This window comes from Kitasatospora sp. NPDC002522 (assembly GCF_053595195.1).
In genome coordinates, this window is sequence record NZ_JBSFXE010000019.1 from 39,758 (window position 1) to 58,597 (window position 18,840).

The 18,840-nt window shown below is 73.2% G+C and carries 17 protein-coding genes; 5 read left to right on the forward strand and 12 right to left on the reverse strand.

Annotated elements, in window-relative coordinates; all coding sequences use genetic code 11:
- From ACWD4U_RS18095 to ACWD4U_RS18110, 4 genes are all read right to left on the reverse strand, one after another.
- Positions 1-2,415: a serine/threonine-protein kinase gene (locus tag ACWD4U_RS18095; protein WP_363452834.1), complete on the reverse strand. Its 2,415-nt coding sequence runs from the start codon at positions 2,413-2,415 to the stop codon at positions 1-3.
- Positions 2,408-3,757 (reverse strand): hypothetical protein, encoded by a 1,350-nt coding sequence (locus ACWD4U_RS18100; RefSeq protein ID WP_363452832.1) that lies wholly within the window; start codon positions 3,755-3,757, stop codon positions 2,408-2,410. Before ACWD4U_RS18100 ends, ACWD4U_RS18095 begins: the two co-directional genes overlap by 8 nt.
- Positions 3,758-3,908: 151 nt before the next feature.
- On the reverse strand, positions 3,909-4,838 hold the full coding sequence (locus ACWD4U_RS18105; protein ID WP_363452830.1) for a glutamate ABC transporter substrate-binding protein: 930 nt from the start codon (positions 4,836-4,838) through the stop codon (positions 3,909-3,911).
- Positions 4,839-4,864: 26 nt separating this feature from the next.
- The gene (locus tag ACWD4U_RS18110) at positions 4,865-6,217 is read right to left on the reverse strand and encodes a hypothetical protein (RefSeq protein ID WP_363452828.1); all 1,353 of its coding nucleotides are present in this window, start codon (positions 6,215-6,217) and stop codon (positions 4,865-4,867) included.
- Positions 6,218-6,450: 233 nt separating this feature from the next.
- Here ACWD4U_RS18110 and ACWD4U_RS18115 point away from each other — a divergent pair, with 233 nt between their 5' ends.
- Positions 6,451-7,023 carry a nucleosidase gene (locus tag ACWD4U_RS18115; protein WP_363452826.1) on the forward strand — a complete coding sequence of 191 codons (573 nt, stop codon included), beginning with the start codon at positions 6,451-6,453 and terminating at the stop codon, positions 7,021-7,023.
- A 67-nt stretch (positions 7,024-7,090) separates the two neighbouring features.
- Here ACWD4U_RS18115 and ACWD4U_RS18120 read toward each other — a convergent pair whose 3' ends face one another.
- Complete coding sequence (locus tag ACWD4U_RS18120) at positions 7,091-7,555, reverse strand: hypothetical protein (protein ID WP_363452824.1); 465 nt, start codon at positions 7,553-7,555, stop codon at positions 7,091-7,093.
- Positions 7,556-7,929: 374 nt separating this feature from the next.
- On the opposite strand from ACWD4U_RS18120, the gene ACWD4U_RS18125 reads away from it, so the two are divergent.
- From ACWD4U_RS18125 to ACWD4U_RS18135, 3 genes are all read left to right on the forward strand, one after another.
- Complete coding sequence (locus tag ACWD4U_RS18125; protein ID WP_363452822.1) at positions 7,930-8,658, forward strand: MarR family transcriptional regulator; 729 nt, start codon at positions 7,930-7,932, stop codon at positions 8,656-8,658.
- A 134-nt stretch (positions 8,659-8,792) separates the two neighbouring features.
- Entirely contained in the window at positions 8,793-9,224 is a 432-nt protein-coding gene (locus ACWD4U_RS18130; protein WP_363452820.1) for a roadblock/LC7 domain-containing protein, read from the forward strand.
- Complete coding sequence (locus tag ACWD4U_RS18135) at positions 9,221-9,658, forward strand: hypothetical protein (RefSeq protein ID WP_449787224.1); 438 nt, start codon at positions 9,221-9,223, stop codon at positions 9,656-9,658. The genes ACWD4U_RS18130 and ACWD4U_RS18135 overlap by 4 nt, the downstream gene beginning before the upstream one ends.
- A gap of 95 nt (positions 9,659-9,753) precedes the next feature.
- Here the strand turns inward: ACWD4U_RS18135 and ACWD4U_RS18140 are convergent, their stop codons facing one another.
- The 7 genes from ACWD4U_RS18140 to ACWD4U_RS18170 form a co-directional block, all read right to left on the reverse strand.
- The gene (locus tag ACWD4U_RS18140) at positions 9,754-10,779 is read right to left on the reverse strand and encodes an N-acetylglucosamine kinase (RefSeq protein ID WP_363452818.1); all 1,026 of its coding nucleotides are present in this window, start codon (positions 10,777-10,779) and stop codon (positions 9,754-9,756) included.
- 59 nt (positions 10,780-10,838) lie between these two features.
- Positions 10,839-12,128, reverse strand: a complete 1,290-nt coding sequence (locus ACWD4U_RS18145; protein WP_363452816.1) for a 6-phospho-beta-glucosidase — start codon at positions 12,126-12,128, stop codon at positions 10,839-10,841.
- Entirely contained in the window at positions 12,128-13,027 is a 900-nt protein-coding gene (locus ACWD4U_RS18150; protein WP_363452814.1) for a carbohydrate ABC transporter permease, read from the reverse strand. The genes ACWD4U_RS18145 and ACWD4U_RS18150 overlap by 1 nt, the downstream gene beginning before the upstream one ends.
- Positions 13,028-13,033: 6 nt before the next feature.
- Positions 13,034-13,990: a carbohydrate ABC transporter permease gene (locus tag ACWD4U_RS18155; RefSeq protein ID WP_363452812.1), complete on the reverse strand. Its 957-nt coding sequence runs from the start codon at positions 13,988-13,990 to the stop codon at positions 13,034-13,036.
- Between the two features lie 10 nt (positions 13,991-14,000).
- Positions 14,001-15,344 carry an extracellular solute-binding protein gene (locus ACWD4U_RS18160; RefSeq protein ID WP_363452909.1) on the reverse strand — a complete coding sequence of 448 codons (1,344 nt, stop codon included), beginning with the start codon at positions 15,342-15,344 and terminating at the stop codon, positions 14,001-14,003.
- Positions 15,345-15,446: 102 nt separating this feature from the next.
- Positions 15,447-16,637 carry an ROK family transcriptional regulator gene (locus tag ACWD4U_RS18165; RefSeq protein ID WP_363452810.1) on the reverse strand — a complete coding sequence of 397 codons (1,191 nt, stop codon included), beginning with the start codon at positions 16,635-16,637 and terminating at the stop codon, positions 15,447-15,449.
- A 153-nt stretch (positions 16,638-16,790) separates the two neighbouring features.
- Positions 16,791-17,864 (reverse strand): mechanosensitive ion channel family protein, encoded by a 1,074-nt coding sequence (locus ACWD4U_RS18170; RefSeq protein ID WP_363452808.1) that lies wholly within the window; start codon positions 17,862-17,864, stop codon positions 16,791-16,793.
- Between the two features lie 288 nt (positions 17,865-18,152).
- Here ACWD4U_RS18170 and ACWD4U_RS18175 point away from each other — a divergent pair, with 288 nt between their 5' ends.
- Entirely contained in the window at positions 18,153-18,770 is a 618-nt protein-coding gene (locus ACWD4U_RS18175) for an HNH endonuclease (protein ID WP_363452806.1), read from the forward strand.
- Positions 18,771-18,840 lie beyond the last annotated feature (70 nt).

Below are 18,840 nucleotides of genomic sequence, written 5' to 3' on the forward strand. Positions count from 1 at the left end.
TCACACCCACGTCCGGGGGCGGGCCTTGTTGGCCCGTTCCACCCACTCGATCCTCGATTCGGCCCGGTCGGACAACCGCGCCAACACTCGGTAGGAGTGTTCCAGGGCGAGCCGTAGTTCCCGCTCCGCGGCGGGATGTCCGAGGACGGTGAGCGTGGCGGGCTTGCCGGCGGCTCCGGCGAGCACCCAGGCCAGCGCCGAGTCGAGCACCTCGACGGCGAGTTCCTCGCGCCGCCGGGCGTCCAGCGTGAGCGCCGCCAGCTGGGCCGAGCAGTCGGCGAGTTCGGTGCCGAGCGGCTCGGTGGCGGGCCGTCCGCGCAGCCGGGCGCGGACCGCGCCGACCCGGGCCGCGGTGTAGTGCGTGGAGGACTCCGGGACGGCCTCCAGCGCGGCGACCGCGCCGGGCCGGTCGGCGAGCAGGATCCGCACCCGGGCCAGGCCGAACGCGGCGCTGACGTAGGACCGGTCGGTGGCGCCGACCAGCCGGTAGAACTCGGTGGCGTCCTCGTGGTTGCCGAGCAGCTCGGCGCAGAGCGCGAGCGCCAGCTTGGGCGCGGCCTCGCCGGGGAAGGCGTCGTAGACCGCGTCGAAGGCGTCCGCGCCGGCCTCGGGCCGGCCCGCGGCCACCGCCGCCAGGCCGCGGTACCACACCACCCGCCAGTCGCCGGGGTGTTCGGACTCCAGGGTGTCCAGGGTCTGCGCGACCGCGTCGGCGTCGGCGAGCTCCAGGTGGGCGCGGAGCGCGCGCAGCCGCAGTTCCACCGAGTCCGCGCCGGCCGCCTGGAGGGCCGTCAGCGCCTCGCCGGGCGCGGTGGCGAGCAGCGTGGCGAGGAACCCGGCGTTCGGGTCGGCCGGGTCGACCCGCGGCACCGGCAGCGCCAGCGCGGCGGCCGCTGCCGGGAGGGCGCCCTCGGCGCCCTCGGTCTCGACCACCCGCAGCTCGGGCCCGAACAGCGTGGACAGCGCGGGCCGGGGCCGGCCGTCCTGCAGGCTGAGCACCTCGCGCAGCACGCCGGTGAGCTGGGCGGCCATCTCCTCGGCGGAGGCGAAGCGGCGCGCCGGGTCGGGGTCGGTGGCGCGCACCAGGAAGCGGTAGAAGGACTCGTAGCGGGCGAACACCTCGACCTGCTCGGGTCCGGGCAGCTCGTGCTGCCACCGGTCCGCGTAGCCCTGGAAGTCGAAGGTCATGACCGCCAGGGTGCGGGCCACCGTGTACAGGTCGGAGGAGGCGCTCGGACCGTCGGTGGCGATCTCCGGGGCCTGGTAGCCGACGGTGCCGTAGATCGCCCCGTCGTCGTCGAGCCGGCGGACCGCGCCCATGTCGATGATCTTCAGGGTGTCGTCCGACTGGATCACGTTGTCCAGCTTGAAGTCGCAGTACACCAGCCCGCGCGAGTGCAGGTAGCCGAGCGCGGGCAGCGCCTCCAGGGCGTACGCGATGGCCTGCTCGACCGGCAGCGGGTCGCGCCGTCCGTCCGGGGTGCGCCGGTCGTTGGCGATGTCCTTGAGCGACTTGCCGCCGACGTACTCCATGACGATGTAGCCGTCGGTGTTGCCGGTGCGGGCGTCGGGGTGCTCGACGAAGTTGATGATCCGCACGATGTTCGGGTGGTCGACCTCGGCCAGGAAGCGGCGCTCGGCGATGGCCACCGCCAGCGCGTCCTCGTCGCCGGTGTCGAGCAGGCCCTTGAGCACCACCCAGCGGTCGGAGACCCGGCGGTCGACCGCCAGGTAGATCCAGCCCAGGCCGCCGTGCGCCAGGCAGCCCATCACCTCGTACTGGCCGCCGACCAGGTCGCCGCGGACCAGCTTCGGGGTGAAGGAGTACGCGGTGCCGCACTTGGTGCAGAAGCCGTCCGGGCGGCCCGGGCGGCCGTCCTTCTCGCGGCCCACCGGCTGGTCGCAGCGGGAGCAGAAGCGCTTGCGCTCCGGCACCTCCGGGTCGGCCAGCACCGCCTCGGACGGGTCGCGGGTCGGCACCGGGGCGATCGCCACCAGGCCGGCGCCGAGGTTGCCGCGGCGCACCGTGGACGGGGTGCCCCGGGAGCTGCGCACCGACACCGAACGGCCGCTGCCGGTCCGGGCGGAGCGGTGCGACCGGGACCGGCCGGACATCGTGCGCACCGAACCGGAGCGCTGGGTGGAGCCGCTGCGCGCGGAGGTCACCGGCGCGGCGGCGGCCTCCGCGGCCAGGCCGCACTCGTCGCAGTAGCCGTCCGCGTCGATGGTGCCGCCGCAGCCGTCCCGTCCGCACGCCGACCCCGGCCCGGGGGCCTGCCGCTGCGCCGGAACCGACGCCCCGTCAGGTGCCTTGCCGGACCCCGCCTGCGGCTCCGGGGCCAGCCCGCACTCGTCGCAGTACCCGTCCGGGTCGATCTCCCTGCCGCACTCCGGGCGGGTGCACGCCTCAGCCATCGGACTCCTCCCCCTGGCGTCTGTCCTGTATGCCCTGCGCGGGCTGCCGCTCCGGGCTGCGCAGCGCCTGCTGGAACCGGCCCACCGCCTCGGCGGCGGCCCGCAGGTCGCACGGCGCGCTCCACAGCAGCCAACGCGCCTTCTCGAAACGCTCGACCACTTCCGGGTCCTCGGCCAGGCCGAGCCGGGCGGCCATCGCCTTGTACGCCTCCAGCCGGCCGCGCAGTTCGGCCCGCACCGCGAGCGGCTGGGCGACCTCGGTCAGCGCGTGCCGGGCCCGGGCGAGCTCCTTGGCGGCGGCGTCCTCCAGCGCGTCCAGCAGTGGGCCGAGCCGGTGCCACTGCCCGGTCCGCTGGTAGTCCACCGCCTGCCCGATCGCCTCGCGCAGCGCGGACGGCGGACCGGGCACCGCGGGCACCTCGGTGGCGGCGATCTTCGCCAGCACCTCGCCGCGGGCCCGGCGCGCCTCGGCCAGCGTCAGGTCGGCCCGCTGGAGCAGGTCGGCGACCTGCTGCAGCCGTTCGTGCGACTCGTCGCGCAGCCGCAGCAGCCCCTCCAACTCGACCCGGACGTCGTCCAGTCGGCGGCCCGCCCGGTCGAAGCCCGCGGTGTCCACCGCCCCGGCGGGCGAGGCCCCGACCGCGGACTCCTCGGCCCGGCCGCGCTGCGAGGGCACCCGGGCGGGGCGCCACAGCGCCAGCGGGTCGGACACCACCTGGGCCCGCAGCACCGTCAACTCCTGCGCCAGCTCGGCGAGGTCGTCGGCCAGCGGGTGCGCGCCGGGCCGTACCCCGACCGACACGGCGAGCATCTGCACCCGGCCGAGCTCGGCCAGCAGCAGGTCGATCCGGGCGGGCAGCGCCGTCCAGACCGCGTCGACCGGGCCGACCACCTCCAGCACCACCGCGTACCAGCCGTTCATCCGCTCCAGCAGCTCGGCCAGGGTGACCCGCTCGACCAGCCGGGCCGGACTGCCCAACTGGCCCGCGGCCTCCGGGAGCTGGCCGCCGGAGACGGTCACCGCGCGGCCGGACAGCAGCTCGCTCAGCTCGGCGAGTTCCGCCGAGCCCGGCCGGGCGCGCCGGGAGCGCACCGCGCGGGCCGAGGCCAGCGCCTCCGCGTAGCGGTCGAACAGCGCCCACAGCAGCGCCACTCCGCCCTCGGCCACCGCCCAGCGCTCGCGGGTGCGACCGGTCAGCTCGGCGCCGTCCAGCAGCCGCCGGCCCGGGTGGTCCTGCAGCGCCAGCAGCGCCGCCTCCACCGCGTCGCGCTCGGCGCCCAGCCGGGCGAGTGCACGGTCGATCTCCTCACGGCTCATCACCGGGCGGGTCGTTCCGGCCATCGCGGTTCCTCCTCTCGGCCAGGGTCAGGTGACGGATCGTCGTCGGCGGGCCGGATGACGGCCCGTCGGCGGCCAGTCTCCCGGACGGGCCCGGCGGAGCGGACGGCGGTCCCCGTTCTTGACGGGTTTTCACCGTCCGCGCCGCGCACGGTCACGGCAGGTAGGGATCCGGTGACGCTCCCATGCTGTCCTTCAGCCAGGTGTCGTAGCTGGCCCGCCAGCCGCCGCCGGAGCGCCAGTCGACCAGCACCTGGTTGACCCAGGCGATCAGGTCGGTGTCGGCCTGGTTCATCGCCACGCCCATGTAGGCCGGCTGGAACGGCTCGCCGGCCAGCTCCACCTGCGGGTCCTGGGCGACCTGCGCGGCGGCCAGCGAGCTGTCCGACAGCGTGCTGTCGATCTCGCCGAGCTGCATCAGCACCAGGCAGTCCAGCTGGTTGTCGACCAGCCGGACCTGGGCCGCGCCGCGCGGGTTGGCCTTCAGCTCGGCGTCCGAGGAGGAGTTCAGCGCCGCGCAGACCCGCTTGCCCTTCAGCGCCTCGTCGACGCTCTTCACGTGCGCGGACTTCGGCGCGACCACCCGCTGCGAGGTGCGGAAGTACGGCGTGGAGAAGGCGACGTCCTTCTTCCGGTCGCAGGTGATGGTCATCGCACGGGTGATCACGTCGACCTCGCCGTTCTTCACCGCGTCGATCCGGTGGGCGGTGGAGATGGTCTTCAGGAGCACCTTCGACGGGTCGCCGAGCACCGACTTCGCGATGGCGTGTGCCAAGTCGATGTCGAAGCCCTCGATCCGGCCGGTCTGCGGGTTGCGGAACCCCCAGTGGTAGGCGCTCTGGTCGACGCCGACCACCAGCACGCCGCGTTCGCGGATCTTGCGGATCTTCGCGCCGACGTCCTGCCGCGGCGGCAGCGACGCCGCCAGGTCGCAGCCGTCCGCCATCGGCGCCAGCTGCGGTGCCGCCTCCACCCGCACCCCGCCCACGCCGGCCGAGCTGCCGGTGCCGAGCACCCCGCCGCCGACCGCGCCCGCCGCCAGCACCACCGCGGCCAGCAGGGCCCGGGAGTTCGCCTTGCGCATCCTGCTCGTCCCCCTCGTCGCTCTCGTCACCGGTACTCGGCCAGTCGGCGGCCGATGCCCCGCACCGCCGCGGTCGCGGCCACCGCGGCCAGCACCCCGGCCGCCGCGGCCTGCACCACCAGCAGGTCGTCCAGTCCGCCCGCCGCGCCGCGGAACGAGGCCTGCTCGACCTGCGCGGCCCGCGCCCACTGCTCGTCGGCCGCCCGGTAGGCGCTGTCCGCGGTGTCGGCGTTGCCGGGCTTCAGGGTCAGCTGCACCGCGGCGTCGTAGTCGCCCGCCGCGTCCTGCGTGGCGGCGTTCTTGTGCAGGTCCAGCCACTGCCCGTACCAGCGGTCGGCGTCGGCCAGCGGCTTCTTCGTGCCCTCGTCCGCGGCCATCGAGAGCCGGGACTCCGAGCCGGGGATCCGTGGGGAGTCGGCGAGCTTCTTGGTCAGTTCGTCCCAGCGCTGCGTGTACTTGTCGGTGGCGCCGCGGGAGACCAGGTTGAGGGTTTCCGCGGTGTGCGCCTGCAGGGCCGCGATCCGGACCCTGTCGAGGTCGTCGAGGCGGTCCACGCCCCGGTACCGGCTGTCGTGCAGGTAGCCGTTGACCGCCAGCGTGCCGACGCCGAGCCAGCCGAACGCGAGCAGCATCGCCACCGAGGCCGCCACCAGGCCGGGGTTGAACACCCGGTTGGTGCGCCGGAACAGCACCCGCTGGTACCGGGCCAGCGCGGCCAGCGCCAGCAGGCCGGACAGCAGCGCCAGCCACGGCACCGCCCCGGCGGTGCGGTAGTCCGCGTCCAGCTGCGCCGACTCGGCGTCGACCAGCTTCTGCGCGTTCGGCAGCATGGTGTTCTGCATCAGGTCGGAGGCGTACCGCAGGTAGGCGCCGCCGAGCGGCAGGCCCTGCCGGCTGATCGCCCGGGCGGTCTCCACCAGGCCCGCGTAGCGCGGAAGTTGACCGTTCAGCTCGGTCAGCCACTGCTGCGCGGAGGCCGACGACCCGCTGCGCGCGGCGGCCTGCGAGAGCAGCCGCGAGGCGGTCGCCAGGTCGTCCTGGTAGCGCTTGCGGACCTCGGGCGTCTCGTCCCCGGCGAGCAGGAAGCCCGCCGCGGCGGTGGCGTCCGCGTCCGCCAGCGAGCGGTAGATCTCCGCCGCGTCCTGGTTGAGCGGGCCGCTGCGCGTCACCACCTGCCCGGCCGCCGCGGACCGGGTCGCGGACTGCCAGACCGCCGAGACGCCGAACAGCAGCGCCAGCAGCGCCAGGACGGCGCTCGCCGTCCGCAGCCGCCCCGGCGGGGTGGCCGCGGCGCGGCGTACCCGCCCGAGCGCGCCGCCCCCCGGCCGCACGGCCGCCGCCGTGCCCCCCTGTGCCTCGATCACCGCCGGTGTCGCCACCGTCCACCTTCCCTGGGCCGTCGTCCCCCCGTACCCGCAGTATGTCTGCCGGGTCCGACCATCACACGCGAGTTCTCCGGGAGTTGGGCTTCCGGAGACCGCTTCGTGCTCGACTTACGGTGGTGTCCTCTTACCTGGTGCTCTCGTGGTGCCGTTCGCTCGGTGGTGTCCTCGCGACCGGTGCGACGCTCCCGCGCCGCCGTGCGGTTCCCGCCGTTTGTAAGCTGGCGGTCATGCGCCTGATCGGAACCGTCGCCCCCGACCGCCCGTTGCTCGTCCTCGCGCTCCCTGAGGAGGCGGCGCACCTGGACCTGGGGCTGCCGGTGCTGCTCACCGGCATGGGCAAGGTCAACGCGGCCGCCGCGCTGGCGACCGTCCTCGGCCGGGGCGAGCGGCCCGCCGAGGTCGTCAACCTGGGCACCGCCGGCACCCTGCGGCCCGGGCTGGCCGGCACCCACGAGATCGGCCGGGTGCTCCAGCACGACCTCGACGCCGAGCTGCTCGAAGGGCTGGTCGGCCGCCCGATGGACGGCCCGATCGACCTCGCCGCGGACGGCCCGACCCTCGCCACCGGCGACCTGTTCGTCTCCGCCGAGGAGGCCCGCGCCCGCCTCGCCCGCACCGCCGACCTGGTCGACATGGAGGGCTACGCGATCGCCACCGTCGCGCGCCGGGCCGGCCTGCCGGTCCGGCTGGTCAAGCACGTCAGCGACGAGGCCGGCGAGGACGCCCACCGCAGCTGGCGGGAGTCGGTGGACGACTGCGCCCGGCTGCTCGCCGACTGGGCCCGCGACCACCTGAAGTGACGCCGGGTCCGCGAGGGCCGCACGTGCCGGACGGCCGCCCGCGGGCGGCCGTCCGGGTGACGCGGGGTCAGGCCTGCGGGGCCTGCGCCGGGTCGACCGGCTGGGCCTGGCCGGGGACGATCGCGCCGCCGGTCAGCGCCGGGACGAAGACGTCCAGCTCGTTGCGCCAGTAGCGGCCGATGTTCAGGCGGGTCGGCTTCTGCTCGCCCGGGAACTGGAAGCGCAGCGAGCTCCAGATGGTGTTCCGGCGGACGTCGCTGACCAGGGTGCGGGCCTGCTCGATCGGGATGACGTGCACGAGCTCCTTGGGCCGGTTGCTCATCCGCGCGGCGCGGTGCACCACGACGACCCGCTCGGTCAGGGTGACGAAGTAGTACTTGACGAAGAGCTGGCCGATCAGGCCGAGCTCGTTCATCAGCCACGGGCTCGGGCCCGTGATGGTGTGGAAGGTCACCACCGGGCGGTCGTTCGGCTCGATCGCGGCGATCGCCGCGGCGACCTGCTCCTGCATGGTGGACTTGAGGATCGCCATCTGGCGTCGGCTCCCGGTCTCCAGGCGCACGCCCCCGTTCGGACGCGCTGTGAGCGCGGGACACTAGCGGTACCGCGGCACGCCGTTCAACGGACAGAACGGGCATCTGACGCAGTGGGGCCGGATGTTCACCCAACCGATATCAGCCACGTGTTTGGGTGCGCACGGTGCCAGGTTCGAGCGGAAATCGTTGTCGAGCGGGCGGATTCGACCACCTTCTTGCGTCAATCACCTTTTATGACAGGTGACTTGACGGTGCGTCAGGACGGTCACTTGGATGAGTGAACAGCCCGCCGCGCACGGTCATTCGGCATATGCCACCGTGCGGTCGCGCGCCTCGCCCCTCCCCACCGCTGACCGGAATCGGCAGGCCCTTGACCGGACTCGAGTCACTCGAACAGCACCGCGCGCCGACCGGCGCCGGGTCGATCCACCTGCTCGGGGAGCCGGGCGCGGTCTTCCACCTCGCCCGCGGCCGGATCCTCGGGGTCGAGAGCTTCGGCGCCCCCGGCGTCGACACGCTGCTGCTGCGCACCGGCCGCACCGCCGAACTCCTCGGCCCCGCCGGGCTCCAGGCGGTCTGCCTGAGCGCGCTGCACGACGCCGCCTTCGCGACCGCGGCCGGCCGGGTCACCGCCACCCGCTGGGAGCCGCGCGACCCCGACGACCTGCCCTGGCCGTGCGCCTACGCCGAGGTCGAACCGTACGAGGTGGTCACCGAGGCCCGCCGCCGGCTGGCCGCGCTGGCCGGCCTGCGGGCGCCCGTCTCACCCGACGGTGACCGGGTGGTCAGCACCCTCACCCCCTGGGAGGCCGCCCGCCACCCGGTCGCCGGCCAGCGCGAGCTGCTGCGGCACGCGGACGGCGCCACCACCGCCCGCGACCTCGCCTTCATCCTCGGCCGCGGCCTCTACCAGGTGACCGTGGAGCTCTCCCGGCTGCGCGAACAGGGCCTCGTCGTCATCGCCTCCACCACCACCCGCGCCCGGCTCTACACCTCGCTGGAACCGCGCCGCCCCGACCAGCACGCCGCCCTGCCGCCCGCGCCGCCGCCGACCACCGCCGGGCAACTGCCCCGCCGCCGACCGCCGCGCCCCGCCTGACCGGCGACCGCGCCGCCGCGCCGACCACACCGCCGCGCCCCGCCTGACCGGCGACCGCGCCGACCACCCCCGCCTGCCCGCCCGTCCCGGCCGTGGGCACCCGCACACCCGCACGACCGAAGGAGCCCTCCCTCGTGCCCCGAGAAGCACTTCGCACCGAACTCCAGCTGCTGCGCCACGCGCTGCCCGGCGTCACCGACAGCGCGATCGCCGCCGTGGACGGCTTCGTGGTCGCCGCCGACACCGGCCCCGACGCCGAGCCCGCCCTGCTGTCGGCGATGGCCGCCGCCACGCTCAGCCTGGCCCGGCGCACCGCGGAGGTCACCGGCCGCGGCGAGCTCGGCCACGTGCTCACCGACTGCGCCGACGGGCGCCTGGTGGTCTACGCGATCCAGAGCACCGCGCTGCTGCTGGTCGTCGGGGACCGCCGCCTCGATCTGGACCGCCTCAACCGGCAGGCGGCCATCACCGTGAACCGGGTCGGCGCGCAGATGCGCGGCCAGGTCCACGGCTTCGCCACCGACAGCACCGCCACCACCGACCCGAAGGGGAGCCCCGTCCGATGAGCCCTCAGCACGGCAGCATGTCCGAGCGCACCGCCGCCCTCGTCAAACACCTGCGCGAGGACGTGCCCGAGTGCCTCGCCGCCGGAATCATCGACATGTCCACCGGCATGCTGCTCAACGTCGAGACGGTGGACTCGCACCCCAGCGAGGTGCTCGACCTGCTGGCGGCGGCGACCCTGGACCTGTTCCAGGGCCGCAACGTCGTCATGATCGAGAACATCTTCAAGGAACGCCGGGGCGTGGTCTCCGACCGGCACTACTTCCAGGAGATCCTGGTCAACAGCGACAACCTGGCCCACCTCTTCCTGCGGATCGGTCAGGAGAGCGGCGGCGAGCAGGAGATGGTCGCCGTGGTGGTGTGCCGCAAGTCCGTCAACGTCGGCATGCTGCTCGCCCAGACCCGACGGGTCGTCAAGGAGCACGGCCGGATCTGACGGCGGGCCGGAGCGGGGAATGCCGCCGGCGGAGCAGGCGAGGTGTGCGGTGCCTCGGGTGCTCCGCCGGCGGCGGCCTCGGGGGTGGCGGGCCGTCAGGCGGCCACCGGGTGATGGGTGGGGTAGGCGTCGCGGAGGCGGCGCTGGGTGGGGAGGTCGGCGCCGAGGTGGTCGAGCCCGAGCAGGGCGGCGCCGAGGACCGGCGGGGCGATGACCACGCGGGGTTCGGCGAGCGGGGCGGTCGCGGCCAGGCGCGCGGTCACGTTGTCGAGCAGCAGCGGGTGACGGGCGGCGAGGACGCCGCCGCCGAGCACCACCGGAACGGGCTGCTCCAGCAGGCCGAGCCGGGTCAGCGCGACGGTGGCGAAGCGGACGATCTCGTCGGCCTGACGGTCGATCACCTCCAGCGCGATCGGGTCCCCGGCCTCGCCGGCGGCGAACAGCACGTGCGAGACCTCGTGCAGCCGGGCCGGGTCGAGCTGGCCGAGGTGCATGGCCTCGGCGACGGCGTTGGCCCCGGCCAGGCCGAAGTGGGCGCCGATCATGGCGGAGAGCAGGGTCGGCTCGCCGCGGCCGTCCTCGGCCCGGGCGGCGAGCCACATCGCCTCGGTGGCGAGTCCGGCGCCGCCGCCCCAGTCGCCGGTGAGCGAGCCGAGGGCGGGCCAGCGCGCGGTGCGGCCGTCGGGGCGCAGGCCGACGCAGTTGATGCCGGCGCCGCAGACCACCGCGACGCCCAGCGGGCCGTCGGTGCCGGCCCGCAGCAGGCCGAAGGTGTCGTTGGCGACGTGGGTGCTGGTGGCCCAGCCGTGGGCGGCGAGCGCGGTCTGGAGCTGCTTCTCCTCGATCGGGAGGTCGGCGTTGGCCAGGCAGGCGCTGAGGTGGCTGGTGAGCGGCGCGGCGCCGGGCCGGGCGTCGAGCCCGGCCTGCTCGGCGATCGAGGCGACCAGTGGGGCGAACGCGGCGACCGCGTGCTCGGGGCTGGTCCGCTGCGGCTGGAAGCCGCCGCCGCGGGCCGAGCCGAGCACCCGGCCGTCGGCGCTGACCAGCGCGATGTCGGTCTTGCTGTTGCCGGCGTCGATGGCGAGGACGCCGGGCTGCTGTTCGGACTGCTGGTGGCTCATTCGGCCGGTCCCCCCACGGTGGAGCCTGGTTGTGGCGCGGTGATGCTGGGTCATGTGGTTCATGCCCAGGCGAGGTGGTCGCGGTTGTGCGCGATCAGCCGGTCGGTGAGCTGCTCGGCGAGTTCGAGCTGGCCGACCAGCGGGTGGGCGAGCAGCGCGTCGAACACCCGGTCGCGGCCGCCGCGCAGGGCGGCGTCGAGGGCGAGCTGCTCGTACGCGGTGACGCCCGCGATCAGGCCGGCGTACAGCGGCTCGACCGGGCGCTGCGGCAGCGGGCGCACCCCGTTCGCGTCGACCTCGGCGGGGACCTCGATGACGGCGTCGTCGGGCAGGAAGGGCAGCACGCCGTCGTTGCGGGTGTTGACCACCTGGACGGTGGTGCGGCCGTCGGTGCCGAGCAGCGAGGCGATCAGCTGGACGGCGGCCTCGGAGTAGAACGCGCCGCCGCGCTTGCCCAGCAACTCGGGCTTGGTGTCCAGGGTCGGGTCGGCGTACATCTCCAGCAGCTGCCGCTCGATCGCGGCGACCTCGGCGGCCCGGGAGCCCTTGACCTTGAGCTCCTCCACCACCACGTCGTGCTGGTAGAAGTAGCGCAGGTAGTAGGAGGGCACGACGCCGAGCCGACGGACCACCGGGAGCGGCAGGTGCAGGTCGGCGGCGATCTCCTCGCCGTGCGCGGCGAGCAGCTCGGGCAGCACCTCGCGGCCGGTGGCGGCGCCGGGGGCGTCGAGCAGGGTGACGCCGCGCTCCCAGGTGAGGTGGTTCAGGCCGACGTGGTCGAGGCGGACCAGCTCCGGGTCGACGCCGAGGTGGGCGGCGAACTTGCGCTGGAAGCCGATCGCCACGTTGCACAGGCCGACGGCCTTGTGGCCGGCGGTCTGCAGGGCGCGGGTGACGATGCCGACCGGGTTGGTGAAGTCGACGATCCACGCGTCCGGGTTGGCGCGGCGGACCTGCTCGGCGATGTCCAGCACCACCGGGACGGTGCGCAGCGCCTTGGCGAGGCCGCCGGCGCCGGTGGTCTCCTGGCCGACGCAGCCGCACTCCAGCGGCCAGGTCTCGTCCTGGTTGCGGGCGGCCTGCCCGCCGACCCGCAGCTGCAGCAGGACGGCGTCGACGCCCTGCACGCCCGCGGTGACGTCGGTGGCGGTGCTGACGGTGGCCGGGTGTCCCTGCTTGGCGAAGATCCGGCGGGCGAGTCCGGCGATCAGCTCCAGGCGGTCCACCGCCGGGTCGATCAGCACCAGTTCGCCGATCGGCAGGGTGTCGCGCAGCCGTGCGAAGCCGTCGATCAGCTCCGGCGTGTACGTGGAACCGCCGCCGACGATTGCCAACTTGAGTGCGGACATCAGCCCTTGACCCCTGTCAGTGTGACGCCCTCGATGAAGGCGCGTTGTGCGAAGAAGAACAGAACGATCACCGGTGCCATCACCAGCAGGGTGGCTGCCATGGTGAGGTTCCAGTTGGTGTGGTGGGCGCCCTTGAAGGACTCCAGGCCGTAGCTGAGGGTCCAGGCGCCCGGGTTCTCGCTGGAGTAGATCTGCGGGCCGAAGTAGTCGTTCCAGCAGTAGAAGAACTGGAACAGCGCGACCGCGGCGATGGCCGGCTTGGCCATCGGCAGGACCACCCGCAGCAGGGTGCGCAGTTCGCCGCAGCCGTCGATCCGGGCGGCCTCCATGTACTCCTTGGGGATGGTCAGGAGGAACTGGCGCAGCAGGAAGATCGTGAAGGCGTCGCCGAACGCCATCGGGATGATCAGCGGCCACAGCGAACCGGTCAGGTGCAGCTGCTTGGCCCAGAACAGGTACATCGGGATGACGGTGACCTGCGGCGGCAGCATCATCATCGACACCACGGCCATCAGCGCCAGGTTGCGGCCGCGGAAGCGGAACTTGGCCAGCGCGTACGCCACCGGGAGGCTGGAGACGATGGTCAGCAGGGTGCCGGCGCCCGCGTACAGCAGGGTGTTGCGCCACCAGGTGAGGAAGCCGGGGGTGCTCCAGACCTTCCCGAAGTTCGACCACTGCCACTGGTGCGGCCACATGTCGGAGGTGAGCGCCTGCTGGTCGGTCATCACCGAGGTGAGGAAGACGAAGACGAACGGCAGCAGGAAGAACAGCGCGGCGGCGATGGCCAGCGAGTGCACCGCCACCCAGTTGAGCAGTTCGCGGCGGCGGGCGGTGCGGGCGGCGGCGGAGGAGACGGTTCCGGCGCCCTTGCGCGGGAGTGCGGAGGAGGCGAGGGTCACGGGGGCTCAGTCCTCCGTCATGAAGCCGGACTTGCGCCGCAGCAGGATCGAGGTGAAGGCCATCGAGATGGCGAACAGGATGACGGCGACGACGCAGGCCGAGCCGGTGTCGAAGCGCTGGAAGCCGAGGTTGTAGACCATCTGCGGCAGCGTCCAGGTGGAGCCGTGCGGGTAGCCGGGCTCGAACTGCTGGCCGGAGCCGCCGATCACGCCGGAGGCGACCTTCCCGGCGACGATCGCCTGGGTGTAGTACTGCATGGTCTGGATCACGCCGGTGACGACGGCGAACATGACGATCGGCGAGATGCTCGGCAGGGTGACGTAGCGGAAGCGCTGGAACGGTCCGGCGCCGTCGAGTTCGGCGGCCTCGTACTGCTCGGTCGGGACGTCCAGCAGCGCCGCCATGAAGATCACCATCAGGTCGCCGATGCCCCACATCGCCAGCAGGGTCAGGGCGGGCTTGGACCATGACGGGTCGGTGAACCAGCCGGGCTGCGGCAGGCCGAACTCGCCCAGCAGGTGGTTGACCGGCCCGGTGCCCGGGTTGAGCAGGAAGGCGAAGGCCATCGTGGCGGCCACCGGCGGGGCCAGGTACGGCAGGTAGAAGGCGGTGCGGAAGAAGCCCGCGCCGGACTTCACCTTGGTGATCAGCAGTCCGATGCCGAGGCCGAACACCACCCGCAGGGTGACCATCACGACCACCAGCCACAGGGTGTTGCCCAGGCCCTTCCAGAAGAACGGGTACTTGGTGAAGACGTAGTCCCAGTTCTTCAGCCCGGTGAAGGTCGGCGGCGCGAAGCCGTCGTACTTCATGAAGGAGAAGTAGACCGTCGACACCAGCGGGTACAGGAAGAAGACGCAGAACCCGATCAGCCAGGGCGACAGGAAGGCCAGGGTGCGGGCCCGCTCCCGCCGGCGCTTGCTGCGAAGCGCCGGCGGGACGGTGGAGCTCAGAAGTGCCATGGTGCGCCGGTCACTTCGCCTGGTTGACGGCGTCGTCGATCTCCTTGGCGGTGGCCGCGAGGCCCGCCTTGAGATCGGTCTGCTTGCCGGACTCGACGTCGTAGCTCAGGTTCTGCAGGGACACCTGGTACGCACCGCCGTTGATGCTCGCCGGGGTGGTCGAGGAGTTCGGGTTCTTCGCGATGTCGATGAACGTCCTGAAGTTGGCGTCGGCGTCCAGCTTCGGCGAGTTGAGCGCGGCGACGGTGGACGGCACGTTGTGGATCGCGTTGGCGAAGGAGACCACCGCGTCGGTGTCGGTGGTCAGGTACTTGACCAGCTCCCAGGCCGCGCTCTGCTTCTTCGAGCCGTTGGCGACGCCGACGATGGTGCCGGTCTGGTAGCCGCGGCCGTAGGTGGCGGCCTGGTCGTCCGGCACCGGGAACGGCGCGGTGGCCCACTCGAAGGCCGGCTTGTCGTCGGCCAGCGAGGCGGTGCGCCACTCGCCGTCCAGGCTCATCGCCACCTGGCCGGTGGTGAACGGGTTCTTGGCGCTGAACTCGTCGCCGAAGCCGGTGCGGAACTTCTCCAGCTTGTCGAAGCCGCCGAGCTTGTCGACCATCGACTTCTGCCAGGTCAGCGCGGCCGTCACGGTCGGGTCGCCGGCGATGTTCGACTTGCCGTCGGCGCCGAAGTAGCCGGTGCCGTACTGGCCGAGGTAGTGCGCTATGGCGGTCTCGTAGCCGTGGTAGTTCGGCATGAAGCCGAGCTGCTTGTACGAGTCGCCGTCGGCGACGGTGAGCTTCTGCGCGTCCTCGGCGAACTCGCTGAAGGTCTTCGGAGGGGCGGTGATGCCGGCCGCCGCGAAGGCGGTCTTGTTGTAGTACAGGCCGTAGGCGTCGCCGAGCAGCGGCAGCGAGCACTGGTTGCCCTGGTACTGGCTGTACTTGAGCATCGCGGCGGGGAAGGTCTTGGCCGCGTCGATGCCGTCCTTCTTGAGCATCGGGCCCAGGTCCGCCCAGACGTGCGAGGAGCAGAACTTGCCGACGTTGTCGGTGGTGAACGAGGACACCACGTCCGGCGCGTCCGGGCCGCCGGCACGCAGCGCCTGCTCGCTCTTGTCGTCGGCGATGTTGCCGACCACCTTGACGTGGATGTTCGGGTGGGCCTTCTCGAACGCGGCGATGTTGTCGTTGATCGCCTTCACCTCGTTGTCCTGGCTCCAGCCGTGCCAGAAGGTGATGGTGACGTCCTTGCCGGCCGCCGAACCGTCGTCGCCGCCACCGGAGTTGGTGCCGGTGCAGGCGGTGGCCAGCAGGCCCAGACAGGCCAGGGTGGTGACGGCGGCGAGCGGGCGGCGCGATCTGCGGGTGATGTCCACGGGAAGGCTCTCCTTGCGAGGGTTCGGGGCCGCCGGGTATGGCCCGGCGGCTCCGGTGCGGGGGATGGGGGCGAGCGTTGTGGTGCGGACCGAGGGTCAATGGGTGCTGAACAGGGTGTCCCGGGCGGTGGCGAGGGCGCGTTGCAGCGCACCGGTCAGGACGGGGGAGCCGGGGACGGTGGACTGCCGCACCTCCGGCCGGGGGATCGAGATCCGGCCCAGGGCCTCCTGGACCAGTTCCCGCAGGCGCTCTCCGCCGGCGGTCGGGGTGCCGCCGGAGAGCACCAGCAGTTCGGGGTCGACCACCGAGGTGATCACCGCCAGCCCGACCGCCAGCCGTTCGGCCAGCTCGGCCAGGAAGGCCTCACCCTGCGGGGCGTCCAGGGCGGCGGCCACCGCCTCGGTCGCGGTGGCGCCGCCCAGTCCGTGCTTGCGGGCGAGCGCCAGCACGGCCGGTTCGCCGGCCAGGTCCTGGAAACCGCCGGAGTCCTTGCGGCGCGGGTCGCCGGAGACCGGGGCGCCGGGCACCGGCATGTAGCCGACCTCGCCCGCGCCGCCGGTGAAGCCGCGGTGCAGTCGTCCGGCGATCACGATCGCCGCACCGATGCCCTCCTCGGCCCACAGCAGCACGAAGTCCTCGCAGCCCCGGGCGGCGCCGTCGGCCTGCTCGGCCACCGCGGCCAGGTTGACGTCGTTCTCGATCGACACCGGCGCGCCGATCGCCTCGGTCAGCTCCGCCACCAGTCGCGGCGAGTGCCAGCCGGGCAGGTGCGAGGCGTACCGGAGCTTGCCGCTGACCGGGTCGAGCGCGCCGCCGATGCCGATCACCACGTCGCTCAGGCCGTCCGGGTCGACCTGCGCCCGGCGGGCGGTCTCGGCGACCGCGGCGGCGACCCGCTCGACGGTGCCGGCAGCCGGCCAGCCCTTGGTGGAGACACGGTGCTCGGCCAGCGTGACGCCGGTGATGTCGGCGACCGCGATCCGGATCGAGGTGCTGGTGACGTCCAGTCCCGCGACGTGTCCGGCGGCCGGGTTGACCTGGTACAGCTGCGCGTTCGGCCCGGGGCCGCCGGCCGTGGTGCCGACCGGGATCACCAGGCCGGCCGCCTCCAGGCGGGCCAGCAGCTGGGACGCGGTGGGCTTGGACAGCCCGGTGAGGCTGCCGATCTGGGTGCGGGAGAGCGGACCGTTGGCGAGCAGCAGCTCCAGCGCGGCCCGGTCGTTGATCGCGCGCAGCAGGCTGGGGGTGCCCGCCAGGGGAGCGCGGGGGGTCTTCTGGGTGGTCACAGCCCGATCCTCCTCTCCGTACGGTGTCGCGGCCAACTGTTAGGAAAGTTTCCAATCGTCGGATCGTGATGTCAACGGGCGGATGCCGACTCGTTACCGGGAAAAACGGAGAACCCCGCACGGGGCGGGGTTCTCCGGGGGCCTGCGGGGGCGTTACTCGCCGAGTTGGACCGGGATCGGCTTGGTCGCCAGCGAGCGCAGCGAGGCCGGGTCGGACAGGGCCGACGGGGGCAGCATCTCGGGGGCGGCGGGCTGTGCGGGCGCCGCCGCGGCGGCCTCCTCCTTGAGCTTCACCCCGGCCACGTCGAACGCGGCCTTCAGGCGCAACCGCAGCGCCCGGGCCACCTGCGGCGCCGAGCCCGGCGCGCAGCGCGCCTCGACCCGCAGGTGCACCGAGTCCACCGCCACCGACTCCACGCCCAGCACCTTGACCCGGCCCCACACCAGCTCGTCGTAGGGGGCCTCCTTGGCCAGCTGCTCGGCGGTCTCCGCGATCAGCGCCTCGATCCGCTCCAGGTCCTCCTTGTAGCCCACCTGGACGTCCACCGCGGCGGTCGCCCAGCCCTGGCTCATGTTGGCGATCCGCTTCACCTCGCCGTTGCGGATGTACCAGATCTCACCGTTCGCGCCGCGCAGCTTGGTCACCCGCAGGCCGACCTCCAGCACCGTGCCGGTGGCCACCCCGGTGTCGATCTCGTCGCCGACGCCGTACTGGTCCTCCATGATCATGAAGACCCCGGAGAGGAAGTCGGTGACCAGGTTGCGGGCGCCGAAGCCGATCGCCACGCCGGCCACGCCGGCGCTGGCCAGCAGCGGCGCGAGGTCCACGCCCAGCACCGACAGCGCCATCAGCGCGGCGGTGCCCAGGATGGTGAACGAGGAGACCGAGCGCAGCACCGAGCCGATCGCCTCGGACCGCTGCTGGCGGCGCTCGGTGTTGACCACGCCGCTGTTGGCGAGCAGTCCGCCGAGCATCCCGTGGTCGGTCTCCGGCTCGGCCGGCCGGCCCATCCGCTCGACCAGCTTGTCGATCACCTTGCGGACCACCGCGCGGAGCACCAGTGCCAGCAGCAGCACGAAGACGATCCGCAGGCCGTTCACCAGCCAGCCCTGCCAGTTGTCGTCCAGCCAGCCGGCCGCCTGCCGGGTGGTGTCGGTCACCTCGGCGGCGCTGGTGGGCAGCGAGAAGGTCGGCGGCGCGGTGCTGGGGGTGGTATCGGCGAGCATCGACCCACTGTATCGAGCGCCGTCACCCGGCCGGAGGGGGCGTCAGACCGCTTCCGGCCACTGTCTGCGGCCCCATCCGCACCGTACGTGCAGGACGGCCCCGAGCTGGGCATACCGGCTATGACGGAACGCACACGATCACCACACGCGCGCGGCCCGTTCACGGAGAAATGGTGGCGTCGAACGACGACGTAAGGCGACACTGAGGGAGATCGCGCCCCGCACAGGGCGCGTTCGCCCCGCTCGACTCGGCGCGAGCCACGCGCCGCAGGCGTCCAAGGAGGCCCCGTGCCGCATGTCCTTGTCCTCAACGCGTCGTACGAGCCACTCGGAGTCGTCTCGATGCGACGCGCCCTCATCCTCGTTCTCAGTCACAAGGCGATCGCCCTGGAGGATGCGGGTACCACTCTGCACAGCGCCACCAGCGCCGTTCCGGCGCCTTCCGTCGTCAAACTGACCCGATTCGTACGGGTCCCCTACCGAGGCCCCGTGCCGCTCACCCGGCGCGCGCTGTTCGCCCGAGACCACGGGCGGTGCGTGTACTGCGGGGCCGCAGCCACCAGTGTCGACCACGTCATCCCGCGCAGTCGGGGCGGCCAGCACCGGTGGGACAACGTGGTGGCGGCCTGTCGCCGCTGCAACCACACCAAGGCCGACCGGCACCTCGCCGACCTCGGCTGGCGGATGAAGCGCCCCCCGGCCGCCCCCAGCGGCCTGGCCTGGCGGGTCATCGGCACCGGGATCAAGGATCCGCGCTGGCGGCCCTACCTGGAGCCGTACGGCGGCCTCGACCAGTTCCGGGACTTCGAGCACCACGACCATACCGACCTGCCGAGCGCGCTCCCGGCCCCGGTCCGCACCCATCCCGTCCGCCGCGGCGAGCAGCACGCTCCGCTCTCCGCCTGATCAGACAAGGGCCTGCCCGACAAACACTCGGTACGCCTCATGGGCCGCCGGCGCCCCCCGCAACGGGGAG

Bases quoted from the DNA above. Each gene is read 5' to 3' on its own strand.
- ACWD4U_RS18155 (WP_363452812.1), bottom strand. From the start codon at position 13,990: ATGGCACTTCTGAGCTCCACCGTCCCGCCGGCGCTTCGCAGCAAGCGC.
- ACWD4U_RS18135 (WP_449787224.1), top strand. From the start codon at position 9,221: ATGAGCCCTCAGCACGGCAGCATGTCCGAGCGCACCGCCGCCCTCGTC.
- ACWD4U_RS18115 (WP_363452826.1), top strand. From the start codon at position 6,451: ATGCGCCTGATCGGAACCGTCGCCCCCGACCGCCCGTTGCTCGTCCTC.
- ACWD4U_RS18145 (WP_363452816.1), bottom strand. From the start codon at position 12,128: ATGTCCGCACTCAAGTTGGCAATCGTCGGCGGCGGTTCCACGTACACG.
- ACWD4U_RS18105 (WP_363452830.1), bottom strand. From the start codon at position 4,838: ATGCGCAAGGCGAACTCCCGGGCCCTGCTGGCCGCGGTGGTGCTGGCG.
- ACWD4U_RS18100 (WP_363452832.1), bottom strand. From the start codon at position 3,757: ATGGCCGGAACGACCCGCCCGGTGATGAGCCGTGAGGAGATCGACCGT.
- ACWD4U_RS18095 (WP_363452834.1), bottom strand. From the start codon at position 2,415: ATGGCTGAGGCGTGCACCCGCCCGGAGTGCGGCAGGGAGATCGACCCG.
- ACWD4U_RS18120 (WP_363452824.1), bottom strand. From the start codon at position 7,555: ATGGCGATCCTCAAGTCCACCATGCAGGAGCAGGTCGCCGCGGCGATC.
- ACWD4U_RS18170 (WP_363452808.1), bottom strand. From the start codon at position 17,864: ATGCTCGCCGATACCACCCCCAGCACCGCGCCGCCGACCTTCTCGCTG.
- ACWD4U_RS18140 (WP_363452818.1), bottom strand. From the start codon at position 10,779: ATGAGCCACCAGCAGTCCGAACAGCAGCCCGGCGTCCTCGCCATCGAC.